This window comes from Nonomuraea sp. SYSU D8015 (assembly GCF_008065375.1).
GTDB lineage: Bacteria > Actinomycetota > Actinomycetes > Streptosporangiales > Streptosporangiaceae > Nonomuraea.
Genome location: NZ_VJYI01000006.1, coordinates 142,361 through 161,574 on the forward strand (window position 1 = coordinate 142,361; position 19,214 = coordinate 161,574).

The following is a 19,214-nucleotide window of genomic DNA, read 5'->3' on the forward strand; positions in this document are numbered from 1 at the left end:
CCACCCGTGGGCTCTCGCGCCCGTCCTGCGTGTCCCCGCCCCAACCGCCATCGCCCCTGACCGCCCGGCACCGCCGCCCCGGCGGGCGGGGGTGTGGGCGACCGGTGAGCCGGAGGTGAGCATCGTTTGGTGGATCGGTCGTGTGGCGGGTCGGTGTGGGAGCGGGAGTAGGGAGCGGGTGACGTGGAAAGGGCGGCGCTGACTCGGCGGGGGTTGCTCGTCGGCATCGGGGCGGTGGGTGGCGCGGGCGCCATGTACGCCGCCATGGGCGCCCTGGGCCTGGCGCCGTCCGAGCAGGACAAGCAGTTCGCGCCCCCCAGGCCGGGCGACTTCAGCCTGCGCGGGAAGGCGGCGGCCAAGGTCGTGATCCTGGGCGCGGGCGTCGCCGGCCTGACCGCCGCGTACGAGCTGGGCAAGGCCGGCTACGACTGCACCCTCCTGGAGGCCAGGGAGAAGGCCGGCGGCAGGAACCTGACGTTGCGCGGCGGCGACCGGCTCCCCGAGCTGAACGGCCCCACCCAGGAGGCGAAGTTCGGCGAGGGCGTCTACTTCAACGCGGGCCCGGCCCGGATCGCCCCGTGGATGGTGACCCTGGACTACTGCCGCGAGCTGGGCATCCCCATCGAGACGTTCGTCAATCACAACGCCTCCGCCTACGTCCACACCAACGGCCGCACCGTACGGGCCCGCACCGCCAGAGCCGACATGTACGGATATGTCGCAGAACTTCTCGCCAAAGCCACAAATATCGGCGCGCTCGACAAGACCATCACCAAGGACGACCAGGACCGCCTCCTCGAGTTCCTCCGGAGGTTCGGCGACCTGGGCCCCAAGCTGGAGTACGAGGGCTCCAACCGCCGCGGTTTCGTGAAATTTCCGGCGTTAGACACCGGCACTCCCCTCGACCCCCCGGCCTCCCTCCGCCAGGTCCTCGCCGCCGGAACCGGCCGCGCCATCACCAACGACTTCGGCTACGACATGGCCACCCCCATGTTCCAGCCGGTCGGCGGCATGGACGCGATCGTCGCCAAGCTCACCGAGGCCGTCGGCCAGGACCGCATCAGGACGGGCGCCAAGGTCACCAAGATCACGATGCTCGACGACGGCGTCGAGGTCGTCTGGGACGGCGGCAGCATGACGGCCGACTACTGCATCGCCACCCTCCCGCCCCACCTCCTCGCCGAGATCCCGCACAACCTCGGCGCCCAGGTCACCGCCGCGCTCGGGACCCCGGTCCCGATCGCGGCCGGCAAGATCGGCCTGGAGTACGGCAGGCGCTGGTGGGAGCTGGAGGACCGCATCTACGGCGGCGCGACCGAGACGGACCTGGACCTCACCCATATCTGGTACCCGTCCCACGGGTACCACTCCGAACGCGGCGTCATCGTCGGCTACTACAACACCGACCGCCACGCGGAGCTGTACGGCGCCCTCACTCCGGAGGACCGCAGACGCCGGGCCCTCACCCAGGGCAAGAAGATCCACGGTGAGAAGTACCGCCAGAACCTGCTGTCCAGCGTCTCCATCGCGTGGGAGCGCCAGCCCCACATCCAGGGAGCGTGGGTACGCTGGCCCGCCTTTGATTCGTCCTTCACTCTTCTGCAACGCCCTGCCGGAAGGGTTTACTTCGCGGGCGACTGGCTCACCCACCTGATCGCCTGGCAGGCGGGGGCCATGGAGTCCGCCCGCGGCGCCGTCACCCTGCTGCATCAACGCGTGCTGCAGTCCCCGTGACGTCGCTCGCTGCTTCCAGGACCGCAATAAGGTTCTGGGAGAAGCGGATCGAGGAGATGGGATGACGTTGCACTGGGTTCCCGCGACCGAACGCACCGACCTGCTGGCTGATCCGGTGGCCCTCGCCGTGCGCAACATGGAGGGCGTCGAGGTGGCCGAGATCGATCCCGATCTCGCGGACACCGCGGCGTTCTGCGAGCACTACGGCGAGCGGCTCGACGAGTCGGCCAACTGCGTGGTCGTGGCGGCGAGAAGGGGCGGCGAGACGCGTTACGCCGCCTGCATGGTGCTCGCGACGATGCGAGTCGACGTGAACGGCGTGGTACGCAGACATCTCGACGCCCGGAAGGCGAGCTTCGCGCCGATGGCCGACGCGGTGGAGCTGACCGGGATGGAGTACGGCGGCATCACGCCTCTCGGCCTGCCCGACGACTGGCCGATCCTGGTCGACACGCATGTCGCCGAGCACCCGAGGGTGGTGATCGGAAGCGGTGTGCGCAGGTCGAAGCTCGCCGTCTCCGGCGCCGCGCTGGCCGGACTGAAGCGCGCCGAAGTCCTGGCCCTGGCAAACTGAGGCCGATTCGAGACCGTTGGATGGGAAACCGATGGGGCCATCGTGGACGTTGTACGAGTGGGAATGTGGCCTCATGGTTCATCTCGTGGGCGGGGATTAAGCCGGTATGGTGCTTCATGCCATGAACGATGACCGACTAGGCCCTTACCGGCTGCTCAGGCGGCTCGGTGAAGGCGGGATGGGCGTTGTCCACCTCGCTGTCGACCCGCAGGGGCGGCAGGTGGCGGTCAAGGTCCTGCGCGGAGAGGTCGCCGGCGACGAGGTCGCCAGGCGGCGGCTTTCGCGCGAGGTCGAGACCATGCGCCGGGTCCGGAGCAAATACATCGCCGAGGTCGTCGACGCCGACGTAACCGGTCATCGTCCCTACATCGTCACCCGTTTCGTCCCGGGCCGTCCGCTCGACGAGATCGTCAAGGACGACGGGCCGCTCGACCTGCCCGCGCTGATCAGGGTCGCGCACGGGGTGGCGTCCGCGCTGGCCGCCGTGCACTCGGTGGGGGTCATCCACCGCGATCTCAAGCCGGGCAACGTCATGATCCTCGACGGCGAGCCGGTTCTCATCGACTTCGGCATCGCGCAGGCGGTCGACGCGACACGGCTGACGCAGACGGGCATGTTCATCGGCACCCCCGGTTACCTCGCGCCCGAGATCATCGAGGGGCAGGAGGCGGGGCCCGAGGTCGACATCCACGCGTGGGCGGGCACGCTGCTGTTCGCGGCGACCGGCCAGCCGCCCTTCGGCAAGGGCACGCTGGAGATGATCTTCTACAACATCACCGCCGGCAAGGCCGACGTCAGCGCCGCCCCGGCGGAGTTGCAGCCGCTGCTCAAGTCGGCCTTCCAGCGCAACCCGGCCAAGCGTCCCAAGGCCGCCGAGCTGGCCGAGCAGACCGCCAGGATGCTCCCCGCGCCGCCGCCGGGCACACCCGACGAGATCTCGACCGTGCCGCGCCCGGACGGCCAGGCGCCGAGCCGGCTGCCCCCGCGGGTGACGGACAAGCCGTCCTATGACATCTCGACGCCGCCGGTCACGCCCAGGCGGCTGATCGAAGGCCAGGAGCCGCAGCCCGTCGCGCCCCCGCAGGACCAGCCGTACGTCTCGCTGCTGCCCAACCAGGGTGACCCGTGGCCGACCCGCAGGGTGACGCCCGAGGAGCTGCGCCAGATCCAGCGTGAGGGCGCGGCGGTGCCGCCCAGCCAGCCCTGGCCGCACCACCAGGCAAACAGCCACCCGGCCCCGGCCCCGCACGGCGAGGCCGACGTGCCGACCAGACGCGTACGCCCCGACTCGCCCGACTACGGCAGGCTCAACGCGAGCCCCGACGTCGGGCGCCCCACGCCCGGCGTGCCGCTTCCAGGGCCGATGGGCCACGGAGCGGTCGGTCCGGTCCCCGAGACGCCCGACTACGGCCAGCCGGGCCCCACCCCGGTCCAGCCGCCTCCTTACATCCCGGCGCAGCCTCAATATCCGCCGGACCCGAGGACCAAGCGGGAGCCGTACATCCCGGCCTCCGCGCCGGGCAAGGTGCTGCAGCGTTCCAAGGCGTACGGCGTCGCGGGCGCGATGCTGCTCGTCATCATGATCGTGGCGGCCGTGCTCGCGCCCGTGATCGTGGCCGCCGTGGCGATCCCGTTCGCGGTGCTGCTGCGCGCGGCCGATCTGGCGCAGCCCCAGCTGACGGCCCGCCGGGCCGCGGGGGCGGCGGCGCTCGACGTGATCAGGGTGTTCGCCTACCCGGCCGCGCTGGCCAGGTCCGTGGGCATCACGCTGGCCCTGGTGCTCTACGCGGTCATCCTGGGGCTGCCGGTGACGCTGCTGCTCACGGTGGTGGCCGGGGTGGACGCGTACTACGCCCTGGCCTGGGGTGCCGCCGTCGCGCTGTGGACCGTCTGCGCAGGTCCCGGAGTGGAGGGTCCCGGCAAGCAGATGCGCAGAACGCTCTCATCGCTCGTACCCTCGAGAACAGCGGCGATGGTTATGGCGGGAGTCTTCGCGGTGGGTGCCGCGCTCTCGCTGATCCCCGCTTACAGCACGTTCGTGGACGAGCCGAAGGGGGAGGCCGTATGGACTCCGCTGAACGTCGATCCAGTGGTCGAGCAGCTCGAAGGACTGAGGGGGAACACCGGGGGATGACGCGGGGAAGGCGGCGATGAGCACTCAAGCACCAGAACGCCTCGGCCCGTACCGGCTGGTCAGGAAGATCGGCGAGGGCGGCATGGGAGTCGTCCACCTCGGGCTCGACTCCGAGGGCCGCGAAGTCGCCATCAAGGTGCTCCACCCGCACGTGGCCGCCGACCTCAAGGCCCGCGACCGCCTCACCCGCGAGGTCGAGACCATGCGCCGGGTACGCAGCCCGCACGTGGCCGAGGTCATCGACGCCGAGCTCGTGGGCGGCCAGCCGTACGTCGTCACCCGCTTCGCGCCCGGTCGCACGCTTGAGGACACCGTCCTGTCCGACGGCCCCCTCTCGGCGCGCGAGGTCATCAAGCTCGCCCAGGGGCTCTGCCAGGCGCTGGTGGCCATCCACGCCGCCGACGTGATCCACCGCGACTTCAAGCCGTCCAACGTCATGATGGTGGACGGCGAGCCGCTGGTCATCGACTTCGGCATCGCCCACCTGGTCAACGCCACCCGGCTCACCCAGACCGGCATGTTCGTCGGCACGCCCGGCTACCTGGCGCCCGAGATCATCCGCGACTCCGACATCACCCAGGCGGCCGACGTGCACGCCCTGGCCTCGACGGTGTTCTTCGCCGCGACGGGGGCGCCGCCGTTCGGCACGGGAACGTTCGAAGCGGTCTGCTTCAACATCATGGAAGGGCGGGCGCAGCTCGACAAGGCGCCCGCGTGGCTGCGCGGCTGGCTCAGCCGGGCCCTCCAGGTCGACGCGGCCGCCCGGCCCGGCGCGCAGGAGCTGCTGCGGATGGCCAGGGCGCTCGACCCGGCGGTGACCACGTTCAACGAGACGTCGTTCGACGGCCCGACCGGCACCAAGCGCATGGGCACCGGCACGCGGGTCATGGAGTCCTACGCCGACCTGCTGCCGCCGGTCGAATACGGCAAGCCCGCGCCGCCGAAGCGGCGCGAGGAACGGCCGCCGCCACCGCCGAAGCGGCGCGAAGAGCGGCCCCCGCCCTACGTGCCCGCCCCGATCTCGGCCCGGCCGCCGCGCCCCGACCAGCGGGTGGCCGGCTACCCGGCGCCGCCGAACTCGGCGCCGTCACAGGTCAGGCCTTACACTCCGCCGCCGGCGCCGGCGCCGCGCCAGTACACCCCGCCGGCCGAGCGCAAGAGATACCTGTTCGGCGCGCAGCTCACCGGGTTGCTGCTGCTGGTCACGCTGGTGGCGCTGACCGTCATGATGCCGGTCATGGTGGGCGCGGTGGCGATCGCGCTGGCGCTGGTGCTGCGGCTCGGCGAATACCTGTTCGGCGACCTGGTCAAGAGGCGCCAGGTCCGCGGGAGCAGCGCGGCCGACCCGCTGCTCGCCCTGGTCGGCACGCCGTGGGCGCTGGTGAAGTCCGCTTTGGTCACGGCGGTGCACGTGCCGCTGGCGCTGCTGTTCGGCGTGTGCGTGTGGGGCGTCCTGCACTGGCTGGGCGGGATGAGCTTCAACGTGGCGGCCTCCTACGCGGCCGGGGCGTTCGCGGCCGGCCTGTTCGTGCTGCCCGGCGGCGGCGCGCCGCGCAAGGCCGTCACCCGCTCCCTCACGGGCGTGCTGCGCAGCCCGGGCGCGGCTCTGATCGCGGTCGTGCTGGTGGGCACGGCTGCGTTGTTCGCGGTGATGTTCGCGCTGGGACAGGACGCGGTGTGGTCGCCGTGGCGGGCGCCGGAGTCCGTCGTCAACGACCTGGCCAGCGATGCCAGGCAGAGCACGATCGGGCTGATCTCCGGGTTGATCGGCAGCCTGATGAACGATCTCGGGCTGGGATTCCTGACCAACTGGTTCTGAGTGTCCCCGCGAGCCCTCAGGGGGACAGTAGAGATATGAGCGAGCGCCTCGGCTCCTATGAGCTCCTTTCCCGGCTCGGGGCGGGCGGGTTCGGCGAGGTGCACCTCGCGCTCGACGGCGAGGGGCGCACGGTGGCGGTCAAGGTGCTGCACCCGCACGTCGCGGCCGACGGCGGCGCGCTCGCCCGGCTGGCGCGCGAGGTGGAGACCATGCGCCGGGTCGGCGGGCCGCACGTGGCCGAGGTGCTCGACGCCTCGCTGGAGGGCGCCAGGCCCTACCTCGTGACCCGATACGTCCAGGGCCGTCCCCTGAGCGCCGTGCCGGTGCCCGTCGAGGACCTGCGCAGGCTGGCCGCCGGGCTGGCCGACGCGCTGCTGGCCATGCACGAGGCCGGAGTGATCCACCGGGACCTCAAGCCGGCCAACGTGATCCTCGCCGAGGGCGACCCCGTCGTCATCGACTTCGGCATCGCCAGCGCGCTCGACTCGCTGTCGGTCACCGCCTCCGGGGCCGTGGTGGGCACACCCGGCTACCTGGCGCCCGAGGTGCTGGAGGGCCGGAGCGCGGGCGTGGAGGCCGACGTGTTCTCCTTCGGGGCGACGCTGGCGTACGCGGCGACCGGGCGGCAGCCGTACGGGCAGGGGCCGGCCTCCGCGGTCGCCTACCGGGTGGTGCACCACCCACCGGACCTGGCGGGCGTGCCCGACTGGCTGGAGCCGCTGTTACGGGACTGCCTGTCCACCGACCCGGCCGCCCGTCCCACGGCGGCGCAGATCTGCGCCCGGCTCGGGGTCGCCCACGTGCCGTCCCCACCGCGCCGCGCCACCCGTACGGCCGATGACATGGTCACCATGGAGTTGCGGCCGGCCAAGGAGCGGCATCGCCGGTCGGTTGAGGAGTCCAGGGCCAGGCATCGGGAGAAGGTGCGCCGGCGCTGGATGATCGGATCGGGGCTGTTCGTGTCACTGCTGGCCGCCGCCGCGCGCGAGCCGTTGCCCGAGGTCGCGCTCTTCCTGCTGGCGGCGTACGCGCTGGCCGTGGTGTCGGACGCCGGCGTCGCGCTGTTCTCGCACAGCCCCTACCGGCGCATGCGCCTGATCACGGACCTGGTCAGCGTGGCCGGGGCTGTCGGACTCTGCTTCGGGCTGGCGGCGATGTTCAGCACGTTCACGCTCGCGTTGTTCGCGGGAACGGCGCTGGTGGTCGGGATCGTGTTCCTGTTGTCGGCCTGACCTGACGCCGACACGCTGCCGGCGTGACCCGGTTGGCCACCAACAGAATGAAGCTCGGTATGGTGGCATGCGTGTCGTCCGCACTCCTGGCGGTTTGCGCGTAAGCTACCCGTGGGTAACATGACCGCGACAAGCCACCCTCTGCCGGGGGTCCGGGAGACACCTGGCAGTCTGGACAGCATTGCATCCGCCGGCCACCGCAGCGACGCGGTGGCGCACGCGAAACGGGAGGTCGGCCACCGGCCATGAACATCGTCGTCTGCGTGAAGCAGGTCCCCGACACGGCGACCGAGCGCAAGCTGCGGTCCGATGACAAGACGCTCGACCGCGACGCCGCCGACGGCGTGGTCAACGAGCTTGACGAGTACGCCGTCGAAGAGGCGCTGAAGCTCAAAGAGGCCCACGGTGGCGAGGTGACCGTGCTCACCATGGGCCCGGGCAAGGCCACAGAGACCATCCGCAAGGCCCTGGCCATGGGCGCCGACAAGGCCGTGCACCTGAGCGACGAGGCCCTCCACGGCTCCGACGCGCTGTCGACCTCGTATGCGATGGCCCAGGTGCTCAAGAAGATCGGCTTCGACCTCGTCGTCCTGGGCTCCGAGTCCACCGACGCGCGCACCGGCGTGCTGGCCGCGATGTTGGCCGAGCGCCTCGGCACGCCGCAGCTCACGCTGGCCAACAAGGTCGAGGTCGAGGGCTCCTCCATCTCGATCCAGCGCATCACCGACTACGGCTACGACAAGGTCGAGGCCACGCTGCCGGCCGTCGTGTCCGTGGTCGAGAAGATCAACGAACCGCGTTACCCCTCGTTCAAGGGCATCATGGCGGCCAAGAAGAAGCCGGTCGAGACGCTCGCCATCGGTGACGCCTCCATCGACGCCGCCCAGGTCGGCCTGGCCGCCGCCTGGTCCGAGGTCGTCGACTTCGCCCCGGCCCCGCCGCGCGCCGCCGGCACCATCGTCAAGGACGAGGGCGACGGTGGCTCCAAGGCCGCCGAGTTCCTCGCGTCGAAGAAGTTCATCTGAGAACGGGGGTTTACTGAAATGTCGGAGATTCTCGTTCTCGTCGAGCAGGTCGACGGCGAGGTCAAGAAGGTCACGCTGGAGCTGCTCACGCTGGCCCGCTCGCTCGGCACGCCCGCCGCCGTCTGGGCCGGCCCCGGCATCACGCCGGAGGCCAAGGCCAGGCTGGCGGAGTACGGCGCCGAGAAGATCTACGTCGCCGCCTCGGACGACATCGTCGACTACGTGGTGGCGCCGAAGGCCGAGCTGCTCGCCCAGCTCGTGGCCGCCAAGTCCCCTGCCGCCGTGCTGGTTGCCGCCACGCCCGAGGGCAAGGAGATCGCCGGCCGCCTCGCCATCAAGACCGATTCCGGCGTCATCACCGACGCCGTGGGCCTCGGCGAGGGTTTCGTGGCCGACCAGTCCATCTTCGGCGGCGGCGTCAACGTGCACTCCAAGGTCCGCAAGGGCACGCCCATCGTCGCCGTACGCCCCAACTCGACCGCCCCCGAGCCCGCTGCGGGAGCCGGAGCCGAGGAGGAGGTGTCGGTCACGCTGTCCGACGCCGCCAAGGCCGCGCGCATCGTCGAGCGGGTCAAGCAGGAGAAGGGCGCCAGGCCCGAGCTGACCGAGGCCGCCATCGTGGTCTCCGGCGGCCGGGGCGTGGGCTCGGCCGAGAACTTCTCCATCATCGAGGACCTGGCCGACGCGCTGGGCGCGGCCGTGGGCGCCTCGCGCGCCGCCACGGACGCGGGCTGGTATCCGCACCAGTTCCAGGTGGGGCAGACGGGCAAGACGGTGTCGCCGCAGCTGTACATCGCGGCCGGCATCTCGGGGGCGATCCAGCATCGGGCGGGCATGCAGACCGCCAAGACGATCGTCGCCATCAACAAGGACCCGGAGGCGCCGATCTTCGAGCTGGCGGACTATGGCGTGGTGGGCGACCTCCACCAGGTCGTTCCGCAGCTGACGGAAGAGGTCAAGAAGCGCAAGTAGGAGGTTTGGGGGCGCGGCCCCCAAACCCCCAGCTCAAAGCCGCTTCGCCGCTTTCCGCCGACCGCGGCACGGAATGGATGCGAGCAATGCCATGCGATCTGGATACGCCGGGACCCGGCCTCCGCCAAGGCACGCTTGAGTGGTTCAGGCAGGCCGATCCCGGCGTAGGGATCGCGAAGTGTGTCGTCGATCAGGCGATTGACGCGTTTGAGGGCTTGCCGGTCGGCGGTCTGCCAATGGACGTAGTCATCCCAGCCAGTTGGCGTGAAGGACAAGGCCTGCTGATAGGAGCGCAAGATCCGGCGGGCGTTCGCGGGGGAGCGCAGGAGGTGGGCGGTCTCCTGGAGGGCCTCGTACAGGCGGCGGCGGACCTGCAAAGGTCAAGGCCCAGGAAATGTCTCCCGGGCCTTATGGGTGCGCTGAGCCTGCCGTCACCATGGGGTGTGGTGCGGCTGCTGCTCCTCTGGATGTTCGACCACCGCGTCCGGGCCGGGCGTGATCACGGTCTCGTGTCCGTCGGGGTAGTGGACGCGGTACGGCGGCTGGCCGTCCTCACCCATCACTTCGATGATCTCCGCTATCTCGTCCTTTCTGCCGACGATGTTCGAGTGCTTGTGCAACAGGTCTCCGGGCTGGGCGCGCATACCTGCCCCCTTTCCACGGGCCGGACCCACGTGTTCGATATACGCAGCGTTACTCCGCCACTCCTGACAACTTCCCTCTCGGGTGTACGGCGAACACACCCCGGGACTACAGCAGCTGCGCGGACCAGCATGGCCGGCAAGAAGGAGCCATGGCCGCACGACGTGCAGGAAGAGCTCGCCGCCGTCAAACGGCGACAGGGCAAGGACATCGCCATCTTCGGCAGCTCCACCCTGACCGCGAACCTCCTGCCGACGGGACTCATCGACGAGCTGCGCCTCCTCGTCAATCCGATCGTTCTCGGCGAGGGCCGGACACTGTTCGAAGGCGCACATCAGAGAACCAGGCTGGAATTGACGAAGACCAGGCCCTTCAAGTCCGGCAGCCTCCTGCTCTACTACCGGCCTGGAATCGGGTGAGGAGAGGGTTATGTCCGCCGTCGCCGTAGTCGGTGCGGGAATCGTGGGCGCCTCGGTGGCCTATCACCTGGCCCGCCGAGGCGTGTCCGTGACCCTGATCGATCAGGCGGCGTCGCCGGCGGCGGGCGTGACGGGCGATTCCTTCGCGTGGATCGGCGACTCCGGTGGTGATTGGCCGGGCGGGGCCGAGGACCTGCGCGGGTCCGTTCTGACGGACTACCGGCGGTTGGAGGCGGAGCTGCCCGGAACGGCGGTTCGCTGGACCGGCTCATTGGCCTGGAGCGATGGCGGGGAGGGCTTCCGGCCGGGGCGCGGCCAGGAGTGGGTGGGCCGGAGCGAGATCGCGGCGCTCGAACCGCACCTCCAGTCCCCTCCCGAGCGGGCGGTGTACTCCCCGGCCGACGGGGGCGTCGATCCGCTGCGCTTGACGGAAACTCTCGTGCAGGCCGCTCGCAGGCTCGGCGCGCAGGTGATGCTCGGCTCGGGCGTGACCTCCCTCGAGATCGCCGGTGGGCGCGTCGAAGGAGTGATGACCTCAACGGGATTCCACCCGGCTTCGACGGTGGTGCTCGCCGCGGGCACCGGTGTCCCGGCGCTGTGCGAGCCGCTGGGCGTCCACCTGCCCGTGGCGGTCTCTCCGGCCTTCCTGATACGGGTGGAAGCCCCATCGCGGCTGGTCAGGACCATCCTCGCCGGCCCGCACTTCGAAGCCAGGGAACTCCGGGACGGCCGGCTCTTGATGACGGCTCCCCACGCTGGAGCAACCTCCGGGGCGGTGCTCCGACGGCTTGCCGAGCACACCGTGGAGCGGCTGCGATCGGCGTTCGGCGGCGACGTCGCCGTTCGTCTCCTCGGGCACCGCCTCGGCAGACGCCCGATGCCGCCGGACGGCCCCATCGTGGGATACGTGACCCCGGACAGATCCGTCTACGTGGCCGTCATGCACGCGGCCGTAACCCTCGCGCCCACTGTCGGGCGTCTGGTCGCGGACGAGCTCGTCACCGGCCAACCCGCGGCCGAGCTGCGACGCTGCCGCCCGCGGGGAGGGTCGTCCTCGCCACCCGCCGGGAGCAACCCATGATCGCCGACTGGCCTCGCCTCAGTGACGCCTTGCTCGCGAAGTCGCTCACCACCCGCTCGACCGCCATCAGTTCCGGGCTTGCCACATGAAACCCTCCGGGCGAGGGGCGGTCGTCAAGGGTTCAGGGGTGGGAGCGGCTTGTCGTGCAGCCAGGCGGACAGCAGCGGGCGGATCGGTTGCGGGCTGTAGCGCTGGGCGTGATCGACGAACTCTCGGGTGGTCACGTTCCCGTGCCGGTGCGCGTGGTTCCATGCCCGGACGGTGAGGAAGAAGAGGTGGTCGCCCACGGTCTGGCGTAATGCGTGCAGGGCCAGCGCGCCGCGCTTGTAGACGCGGTCGTCGAACATCATGGTCTCGCCCGGGTCCGCCAGTACGAAGTCCTGAGGGAGCGTGGCGAGCTTCTGGTGCCAGCGCCGGGCATGGTCGCCGGCGGGCGGGCCGCCCGAGGACTCCGACCAGAGCCACTCGGCGTACGTGGCGAAGCCCTCCTGCAGCCAGATGTCGCTCCAGCAGGCCACGGTGACGCTGTTGCCGAACCACTGATGCGCCAGCTCGTGCGCGATCAGCCTCTCGAAGCCGCGCCTGCCGTCCACGTGGTTCCTGCCGAAGATCGACATGCCCTGCGCCTCGACCGGGATGTCCAGGTCGTCATCGGTCACCACGACGGTGTAGGCGGCGAAGGGGTAGGGCCCGAACAGGTCGGTGAACAGCGCCATCATCTCGCCCTGCCGGCCGAAGTCGTGACGCGCGCGCGTGGCGAGGCGGGCCGGGTGGGCGAGCCGCGTTCCGGCGACGTCCGAGAGTTGGTAGCGGCCGATCTGAACGCTCGCGAGGTAGCTGGCCATGGGCTCCGCCTGCTCGTACACCCACGTCGTGGCCCCGGCCGCGCGGCGCTTGCCGACGAGCACGCCGTTCGCGATGGCATGGTACGGCGACGCGGTCGTCACGGAGATCCGGTAGGACGCCTTGTCGTCGGGCCGGTCGTTGCACGGGAACCAGGAAGGGGCGCCGATCGGCTGGCTGGCGACCAGTGCGCCGTCGGTCAGCTCCTCCCAGCCCAGATCGCCCCAGAAGCTCCGCACCGGCATGGGGCTGCCCGAGTAGCGGACCTCGACCTCGGCCTGCGCTCCCACGGGCAGCAGCCGGGGCAGGGACACGCGCAGCTTGCCCTGGTCGTGCGAGTAGCGCGCGGGAACGCCGTCCACGGTGACGCCCGAGACGCGGAAGCGGCCGAGGTCCAGGTTGAGCATGGTGAGAGGCCCGCCGGACGACACCGTCAGCCGGGCCGTGCCGTCGAGCCGGTTGGCCGGGACCCGGTATCTCAACGTCAGGTCGTAGTGCGAGACTCCGTAACGGTGATCGCCGTGCGCAGGAAAGTACGGCATCATCGCCAAGCCGAGATGGGATTGCCGAACCAGCGGGTGCGGCCGGGGACGGCCTCGCCGCGCATGACCAGCGAGGCCGGCCCGATCGTGGTGTCGGCGCCGACGCTCGCGGCGGGCAGCACCACGCCGTGCGGGCCGAGCGTCGCGCCCGGCTCCAGCGTCACCGTGTCGATGCTCATGACCCGGTCGTGGAACAGGTGCGTCTGCAGGACGCAGCCCCGGTTGACGCACGCGCCGTCACCCAGCGTCACCAGATCTGCCTCGGGCAGCCAGTACGTGTCACACATGACCCCATGTCCGATGTTTGCCCCGAGTGAGCGAAGCCACACGTTCAGGAGCGTAGTCCCCAGGCACGGCCGGGCGAACCAGGGCGCCGCCAGCACCTCGACGAAGTTGTCCGCCAGCTCGTTGCGCCACACGAACGAGCTCCACAGGGGCCGGTTGCCCGCTCGGATCCGGCCGACCAGGGCCCATTTGGCGACCGTCGCCACTGCGGCCGCGAGCACCCCGGCGGCCAGCATGACGACGCCGCTCAGCGCGGCCGCCGCGGCGAAGCCGTACCGCGCCGCCAGTCCTTCGAGAGCGGCGGCGACCAGGACGGCGAGCGCGACCGCGCACATCGCGGGCACCACGCGGAACAGCTCGACCAGCGCCCGGGCCGCCTTGAACCGCGCGGGCGGGTCGTAGGTGCGGCTCCGGTCGCCCTCCTCCGCGGTGCGTCGCAGCTCCATGGGCGGCATGCCCACGTACGACGAGCCGGACTTGGCCTTCTTAGGTGTCGCCGACAGCACCCCCACCAGGCCGTCCTTGGGGACCTTACGGCCGGGCGCGGTCATGCCGGAGTTGCCGAGGAAGGCCCGCTTGCCGATCCGGGCGGACGCGATGCGCATCCAGCCGCCGTCGAGCTCGTACGGGGCCACCATCGTGTCGTCGGCCAGGAAGGCGCCGTCGCCGACCGAGGTCATCGTGGGCAGCGCGAGAACCGTGGACAGCTCGACGCCGCGGCCCACCTTCATGCCCAGCGCCCGCAACCACGCGGGGGTGAGGACGCTCGCGTACAGCGGGAACAGCCAGACGCGGGCCGAGGCCATCAGCCGCCCTGTCGCCCACGCCTGCCAGGCCTGGCGGCTGTGCACCGGGTGGTGGCCGGGACGCAGGCGCAGACCGAGCAGCCGCACGCTGACCAGCGTGATCAGGGCGAAGGCGGCGAGGCCGGCGAGCGTGGCGAGCGGAACGCCGGCCAGAGCAGCCGTGAGCGCCTCGCCCAGCGTGCGGGCATCCCCGGCGAACGCGGCGAGAACGGCGAGCGCGGCCCCCGCCGCGACCACCGGGAGCAGGCTGAGCACGACGGCGGTCACGGCGTACAGCGACGCCCAGAGGCGGGAGCGCGCCGCCCGCTCCGGTGGCCTGGTCCTGCGTGACTTGCCCTGCCTGAACGCCGGCGCGCCGGCCCACAGCTCGCCCGAGGGGACGGCGCCGGCGACCGCCGACCCCGGCGCTATCTGGGCGTTCTTCCCGATCCTCGCGCCCGGCAGCAGCGTCGCCCGGGAGCCGACCGTGGCGCCCGCGCCGATCCGGATCTCACCGATGTGCACGAGGTCACCGTCGTACCAGTGGGCGCTGAGGTCGACCTCCTGCTCGACCGACGCGCCCTTGCCCAGCTTGAGCAGGCCCGTGACCGGTGGCGGCGAGTGCAGATCGGCGTCCGGGCCCACCTGGGCGCCGAGCAGCCGGGCGTACCACGCCATCCAGGGGGCGCTCGCCAGGTCGGGGACGCCGAGCCTGGCCGCGAACTGCTCGGCGAACCACAGTCTCAGATGGACGCCGCCACCGCGCGGGTGGCTGCCCGGCCGCACGCCGCGCAGCAGCAGCCGGGCGACCCCCGCCGACAGGCCCATCCGCCCCATGGGAGTGACGAACGCCAGCCCGCCCAGGGCGACCCACCACCACGACAGAGCCGGTGCCCACGGCGGCGCGAGGAGGTTGTTGAGCGCGGCGAGCAGCACGAGCCAGCGCATGGCGCCGGCGGTGAGCAGCGGGATCATGAGCACCGCCTGCATTGCTGAGGCCCGCCGCGGCATGGGGGACACGGGCGGCCGCGCGGTCTCGGGCTCGCCCTTCGCGGTGAGGAGCCGAGCCAGACCGGCGAGCGTCGGGTGCGCGTACACGTCGCCCACCGCCACGTCCGGATAGTCGGGGCGCAGCACGGAGACCAGCCGGGCTGCGGCGAGGCTGGTGCCGCCGTCGGCGAAGAAGTCGGCGTCCGGGCCGTCCGGCGCCACGCCCAGGATGCCGGCCCACCTCTCGGCCAGCAGGGCTTCGGCCGGGCTGAGCTCCGCGGAGGCCGCGGCCGGCTCGGCCAGCGGCCAGGGCAGCGCGTCACGGTCGATTTTGCCGGAGGTCCGCGTCGGCAGCGAGTCGACGGCCGCCAGGCGCGGCACCAGGGCGGCGGGCAGCGAATCGGCCAGCAGCTCGCGGGCCTCACCGGCGTCGAAACCGGGCTCGGTGACGACGTAGCCGACGAGCACTTGATGACCGCCGCCCGCGGTGCGGACGGCGGCCGCCGCGCCGTTGACGCCGGGCAGCGCCTGCAACGCGGCGTCCACCTCGCCCAGCTCGATCCGGCGTCCGCCCAGTTTCACCTGGTCGTCGGCGCGGCCGACGAAGACGAGGCCCTCACGTTCGGCGCGTACCAGGTCACCGCTGCGGTAGGCGCGCTCCCACCCCAGCGACGGCAGCGGCGCGTACTTCTCGGTGTCCTTCACCGGGTCCAGGTAGCGGGCCAGGCCCACGCCGCCGATGACCAGTTCGCCGGTCTCACCCATGGCCACCGGCTCGCCGGAGCCGCCGACGACCGCCAGGTCCCACCCGTCGAGGGGCAGGCCGATGCGTACGGGGCCGTCGCCCGTCAGCCGCGCCGCCGACGCCACCACCGTCGCCTCGGTGGGCCCGTAGGTGTTCCACACCTCGCGCCCCGGCACGGCCAGTCGCTCGGCCAGCTCGGGAGGGCACGCCTCACCGCCGAAGATCAGCAGCCGGATCCCGCCGAGGTGCTCCACGGGCCAGAGCGCGGCCAGTGTCGGCACGGTCGAGACGACCGTGATGCGCTGACCGGCCAGCCAAGGTCCCAGGTCCATTCCGGTGCGTACGAGTGCTCTGGGGGCGGGCACGAGGCAGGCGCCGTTCCGCCAGGCCAGCCACATCTCCTCGCAGGAGGCGTCGAAGGCCACGGAGAGCCCGGCCAGCACCCGATCGCCGGGGCCCAGCGGCCGCTCCCGCAGGAAGAGCCCGGCCTCGGCGTCGGCGAACGCGGCCGCCGAGCGGTGCGTCACCGCGACGCCCTTCGGCTTGCCGGTGGACCCGGACGTGAAGATGATCCACGCGTCGTCGCCGGGCGAGGGCGGCGCGGACGCCGTCCCCGTGCTGCCGTGAACCGTCAGCTCGCCGGTGATGACCGCGTCGACCCCGGCTTCGGTGAAGACCAGTTCGGCCCGCTCGTCCGGGTCGTCGGCGTCCACGGGCACGTACGCGGCCCCGGCCGCGAGGACGGCGAGGATGGAGACGTACAACTCGGCGGTGCCCGACGGGATCCGCACGCCCACCCTGGCGCCGCGGCCGACCCCGGCCTCCGCCAGTTCGGCGGCCACCCGGTCGACCTCGGCGCGCAACGAGCGGTAGTCGAGGCAGACCGTGCCGTCGTCGAGCGCGGGCGCGTCCGGGTGAAGGCGGGCGGTCTCGTCGAGGATGTCGATCAGGGTGCGGGGCGGCGGCGCCAGCAGACCCGCGGGATAGACCGCGGACGCGGCTCGGGCACGTAAATCGGCCGGATGGCGAGACAAGATGCTGCTCCCTACCTAAGTTCAGGCGGTCGGCAGCGGCCGCCTCAGAAGGGCATGGGCCGCAGCATCGAATCATCCGCCACCTTCGTGGCGTTGCGCCACCCCAGTGCGCAACGGCTCTCTCGCCGTCCCTTATTCCGGGAGGATGGCGGAACGTCCGGGTCGTGTGGCGTCAGTGCTGGTCGGCGGCCGGGAGGCGGACCTCGAAGGCGGTGCCCTCGCCCGGCGACGAGCGGACCTCCACGCGGCCTCCGTGGGCGGTGACGATGGAGCGGACGATGGCCAGGCCGAGCCCCGCGCCCCCCGTCGTACGGGCCCGCGAGCCGTCCGCGCGGTAGAACCGGTCGAACACCCTGGCGGCCTCTCCGGCGGTGAGCCCCGGCCCTTCGTCCTCGATGACCAGCACGGCCTCCCCGCCGGAGGTTCCCACGCCGATCCTCACCGGCGTGCCGGCGGGGGTGTGGGTGACGGCGTTGCCCGCGAGGTTGCTGACCACCTGCCGCAGCCGCGCCTCGTCGCCCAGCACCGGGGCGCTCGCCGCCGGGCCGCCGAAGGGCCCGGTGAACGCGATCGGCCGGGACGGATCGAGGGCGGCGAAGTCGTGGCGGGCGTCGGCGGCCAGCGTACGCAGGTCCATCGGGGTGAGGTCGAGAGCGGGCCCGTCGGCCTCGTCCAGAGCGGCGAGCAGCAGCAGGTTCTCCACCAGCCGCGCCAGCCGCCCGGACTCGCTCTCGATGCGGGCCAGCGCGGGCCCGGCCTCCGTGCCGCCCATCCGGTAGAGCTCGGAGAAGCCCTTGATGCCGAACAGCGGGGTACGCAGCTCGTGGCTGACGTCGGCGACGAACCTGCGCATGCGGGCCTCGGACTCCGCGCTCGCCGCGACCCCCTGCTCGATCTGGGCGAGCATCGTGTTGACCGAGCGGGCCAGCCGCCCCACCTCGGTCCTGGTCGTGGCCGGCTCGGACACGCGCCTGGACAGGTCGCCGCCGGCGATGGCCGCGGCCGTCTCCTCCACGCGGCGCAGCGGCGCCAGCCCCGCCCTGATCGCGAAACCGCCCACCAGCGCGAGCACCGCCAGCAGCACGGCCCCCGTGATCAGGGAGGCCGTCCGGAGCCGGCCGACGATCGAGTGCATCGCCTCCAGCGACACGGCCGCGACGACGCCGGAGTGCGCCGCGGACTGGTCGGTGCGGGGGAGCGCCTCCTCGCCGCCCCTGGCGGCACGCGGGAAGACGATCGCCCGCCACTCCTCGCCATCCGGCCCCGCCACGGTGAACGGCTTGCCCGCGCGGGCCGCCAGCGCCGCGGCGTCGAGCCGGGGCAGGGCGGGCGCTGCCCCGTCGCCCAGCTCGCCGAGTACGGTGCCGTCCGCGGAGAGGTAGGCGGCATACCCCTGCGCGATCAGATCGAACTGCTCGCCGCCCAGCGGCACCGTGGTCCCCTGCCGTTGCAGCCGCTCAGTGAACTCCCGCGGCATGGCGGACAGCAGCCTGCCCATCGGTGCCAGCTGGGTGTCGATGCGGGCCAGGAGCTGGGTCTCCAGCTGCCGCAGCACGACCGAGCCGATCACCGCCAGGCCGACCACGAGCAGCGCCATCACGATGGCCAGCAGCCGGGCCTGCAGTGACAGCCGCCCGATCATCGCTTCGGCTTGCGCAGCACGTAGCCGACCCCGTGGACGGTGTGGATCAGCTTGGGCTCGCCGGTGTCGAGCTTGCGCCGCAGATAGCTGACGTACGTGTCCACGATGCTCGTGTCGCCGGCGAAGTCGTAGCGCCACACGTGCTCCAGGATCTGCGGCTTGGGCAGCACCCGGCCGGCGTTGAGCGCCAGGTGGTGCAGCAGCCGGAACTCCGTCGGCGACAGGCGCACCGGCCGCCCCGCCCTGGTCACCTGGTGGCCGTCGGGATCGACCTCCAGGTCGCCGACGACGATCGTGTGGTCGTCGGGGACCCCGCCCGTGCGCCGCAGGATGGCCCTGATCCTGGCCAGCAGCTCTTCCAGGTCGAACGGCTTGGTCACGTAGTCGTCGCCGCCCAGCCGGAGCCCGTTGATCTTGTCGGCCGTGGCGTCGCGCGCCGTCAGGAAGAGCACGGGCACGGGGCCGGGCCGCCCGCCGCCTCTGGGCAGGCTCCGCAGCCTGCGGATGACCTCGAACCCGTCGAGATCGGGAAGCATGACGTCGAGCAGCACCAGGTCGGGTGGGTCGCGCCGGGCCGCCTCCAGCGCCTGGGCGCCGCTCTCGGCCGAGCTCACCGTGAAGCCCGCGAAGCGCAGGGTCGCCGACAGCAGCTCCTTGACGGTGGGCTCGTCGTCGACCACGAGCAGTCTCTCGCCCACAGCACCTCCCCGGTCCAG

The 19,214-nt window shown here is 71.8% G+C and carries 15 protein-coding genes; 9 read left to right on the forward strand and 6 right to left on the reverse strand.

Annotation, left to right across the window (positions count from 1 at the left end; genetic code table 11):
• Positions 1-183 precede the first annotated feature (183 nt).
• The 7 genes from ID574_RS25880 to ID574_RS25910 all read left to right on the forward strand — a co-directional run bounded on the left by ID574_RS25880 (position 184) and on the right by ID574_RS25910 (position 9,490).
• Entirely contained in the window at positions 184-1,734 is a 1,551-nt protein-coding gene (locus tag ID574_RS25880) for a flavin monoamine oxidase family protein (RefSeq protein WP_223167068.1), read from the forward strand.
• A 61-nt stretch (positions 1,735-1,795) separates the two neighbouring features.
• Positions 1,796-2,308 carry a YbaK/EbsC family protein gene (locus ID574_RS25885; RefSeq protein WP_188191567.1) on the forward strand — a complete coding sequence of 171 codons (513 nt, stop codon included), beginning with the start codon at positions 1,796-1,798 and terminating at the stop codon, positions 2,306-2,308.
• 121 nt (positions 2,309-2,429) lie between these two features.
• The gene (locus tag ID574_RS25890) at positions 2,430-4,442 is read left to right on the forward strand and encodes a serine/threonine-protein kinase (protein WP_188191568.1); all 2,013 of its coding nucleotides are present in this window, start codon (positions 2,430-2,432) and stop codon (positions 4,440-4,442) included.
• 16 nt (positions 4,443-4,458) lie between these two features.
• Positions 4,459-6,261 (forward strand): serine/threonine-protein kinase, encoded by a 1,803-nt coding sequence (locus tag ID574_RS25895; RefSeq protein ID WP_188191569.1) that lies wholly within the window; start codon positions 4,459-4,461, stop codon positions 6,259-6,261.
• A 35-nt stretch (positions 6,262-6,296) separates the two neighbouring features.
• Positions 6,297-7,493 (forward strand): serine/threonine-protein kinase, encoded by a 1,197-nt coding sequence (locus ID574_RS25900; RefSeq protein ID WP_188191570.1) that lies wholly within the window; start codon positions 6,297-6,299, stop codon positions 7,491-7,493.
• A 245-nt stretch (positions 7,494-7,738) separates the two neighbouring features.
• Positions 7,739-8,518, forward strand: a complete 780-nt coding sequence (locus ID574_RS25905; RefSeq protein ID WP_188191571.1) for an electron transfer flavoprotein subunit beta/FixA family protein — start codon at positions 7,739-7,741, stop codon at positions 8,516-8,518.
• 18 nt (positions 8,519-8,536) lie between these two features.
• Positions 8,537-9,490, forward strand: a complete 954-nt coding sequence (locus tag ID574_RS25910) for an electron transfer flavoprotein subunit alpha/FixB family protein (protein ID WP_188191572.1) — start codon at positions 8,537-8,539, stop codon at positions 9,488-9,490.
• Here ID574_RS25910 and ID574_RS62875 read toward each other — a convergent pair.
• Both ID574_RS62875 and ID574_RS25920 read right to left on the reverse strand, forming a co-directional pair.
• Complete coding sequence (locus ID574_RS62875) at positions 9,421-9,867, reverse strand: Txe/YoeB family addiction module toxin (protein ID WP_442939324.1); 447 nt, start codon at positions 9,865-9,867, stop codon at positions 9,421-9,423. The genes ID574_RS25910 and ID574_RS62875 overlap by 70 nt on opposite strands.
• Before the next feature lie 54 nt (positions 9,868-9,921).
• Positions 9,922-10,134 carry a DUF1918 domain-containing protein gene (locus ID574_RS25920; protein WP_188191573.1) on the reverse strand — a complete coding sequence of 71 codons (213 nt, stop codon included), beginning with the start codon at positions 10,132-10,134 and terminating at the stop codon, positions 9,922-9,924.
• A 129-nt stretch (positions 10,135-10,263) separates the two neighbouring features.
• Here ID574_RS25920 and ID574_RS25925 point away from each other — a divergent pair, with 129 nt between their 5' ends.
• A complete protein-coding gene (locus tag ID574_RS25925; protein ID WP_188191574.1) occupies positions 10,264-10,551 on the forward strand; it encodes a dihydrofolate reductase family protein in 288 nt (95 codons plus the stop codon).
• Positions 10,552-10,561: 10 nt separating this feature from the next.
• A complete protein-coding gene (locus ID574_RS25930; protein ID WP_188191575.1) occupies positions 10,562-11,632 on the forward strand; it encodes an NAD(P)/FAD-dependent oxidoreductase in 1,071 nt (356 codons plus the stop codon).
• 113 nt (positions 11,633-11,745) lie between these two features.
• Here ID574_RS25930 and ID574_RS25935 read toward each other — a convergent pair whose 3' ends face one another.
• The 4 genes from ID574_RS25935 to ID574_RS25950 all read right to left on the reverse strand — a co-directional run bounded on the left by ID574_RS25935 (position 11,746) and on the right by ID574_RS25950 (position 19,196).
• Complete coding sequence (locus ID574_RS25935; protein WP_188191919.1) at positions 11,746-13,020, reverse strand: M1 family metallopeptidase; 1,275 nt, start codon at positions 13,018-13,020, stop codon at positions 11,746-11,748.
• Positions 13,017-16,856, reverse strand: coding sequence for a Pls/PosA family non-ribosomal peptide synthetase (locus ID574_RS25940; protein WP_223167069.1), 3,840 nt, complete (start codon positions 16,854-16,856; stop codon positions 13,017-13,019). The genes ID574_RS25935 and ID574_RS25940 overlap by 4 nt, the downstream gene beginning before the upstream one ends.
• Before the next feature lie 172 nt (positions 16,857-17,028).
• The gene (locus ID574_RS25945; protein ID WP_188191576.1) at positions 17,029-18,498 is read right to left on the reverse strand and encodes a sensor histidine kinase; all 1,470 of its coding nucleotides are present in this window, start codon (positions 18,496-18,498) and stop codon (positions 17,029-17,031) included.
• Positions 18,495-19,196 carry a response regulator transcription factor gene (locus ID574_RS25950; protein ID WP_223167070.1) on the reverse strand — a complete coding sequence of 234 codons (702 nt, stop codon included), beginning with the start codon at positions 19,194-19,196 and terminating at the stop codon, positions 18,495-18,497. The genes ID574_RS25945 and ID574_RS25950 overlap by 4 nt, the downstream gene beginning before the upstream one ends.
• Positions 19,197-19,214 lie beyond the last annotated feature (18 nt).

Coding starts and splice junctions, on each gene's coding strand:
- ID574_RS25930 (WP_188191575.1), top strand. CDS start 10,562: ATGTCCGCCGTCGCCGTAGTCGGTGCGGGAATCGTGGGCGCCTCGGTG.
- ID574_RS25935 (WP_188191919.1), bottom strand. CDS start 13,020: ATGATGCCGTACTTTCCTGCGCACGGCGATCACCGTTACGGAGTCTCG.
- ID574_RS25900 (WP_188191570.1), top strand. CDS start 6,297: ATGAGCGAGCGCCTCGGCTCCTATGAGCTCCTTTCCCGGCTCGGGGCG.
- ID574_RS25925 (WP_188191574.1), top strand. CDS start 10,264: ATGGCCGGCAAGAAGGAGCCATGGCCGCACGACGTGCAGGAAGAGCTC.
- ID574_RS25920 (WP_188191573.1), bottom strand. CDS start 10,134: ATGCGCGCCCAGCCCGGAGACCTGTTGCACAAGCACTCGAACATCGTC.
- ID574_RS25905 (WP_188191571.1), top strand. CDS start 7,739: ATGAACATCGTCGTCTGCGTGAAGCAGGTCCCCGACACGGCGACCGAG.
- ID574_RS25910 (WP_188191572.1), top strand. CDS start 8,537: ATGTCGGAGATTCTCGTTCTCGTCGAGCAGGTCGACGGCGAGGTCAAG.
- ID574_RS25885 (WP_188191567.1), top strand. CDS start 1,796: ATGACGTTGCACTGGGTTCCCGCGACCGAACGCACCGACCTGCTGGCT.
- ID574_RS25890 (WP_188191568.1), top strand. CDS start 2,430: ATGAACGATGACCGACTAGGCCCTTACCGGCTGCTCAGGCGGCTCGGT.
- ID574_RS25895 (WP_188191569.1), top strand. CDS start 4,459: ATGAGCACTCAAGCACCAGAACGCCTCGGCCCGTACCGGCTGGTCAGG.
- ID574_RS25945 (WP_188191576.1), bottom strand. CDS start 18,498: ATGATCGGGCGGCTGTCACTGCAGGCCCGGCTGCTGGCCATCGTGATG.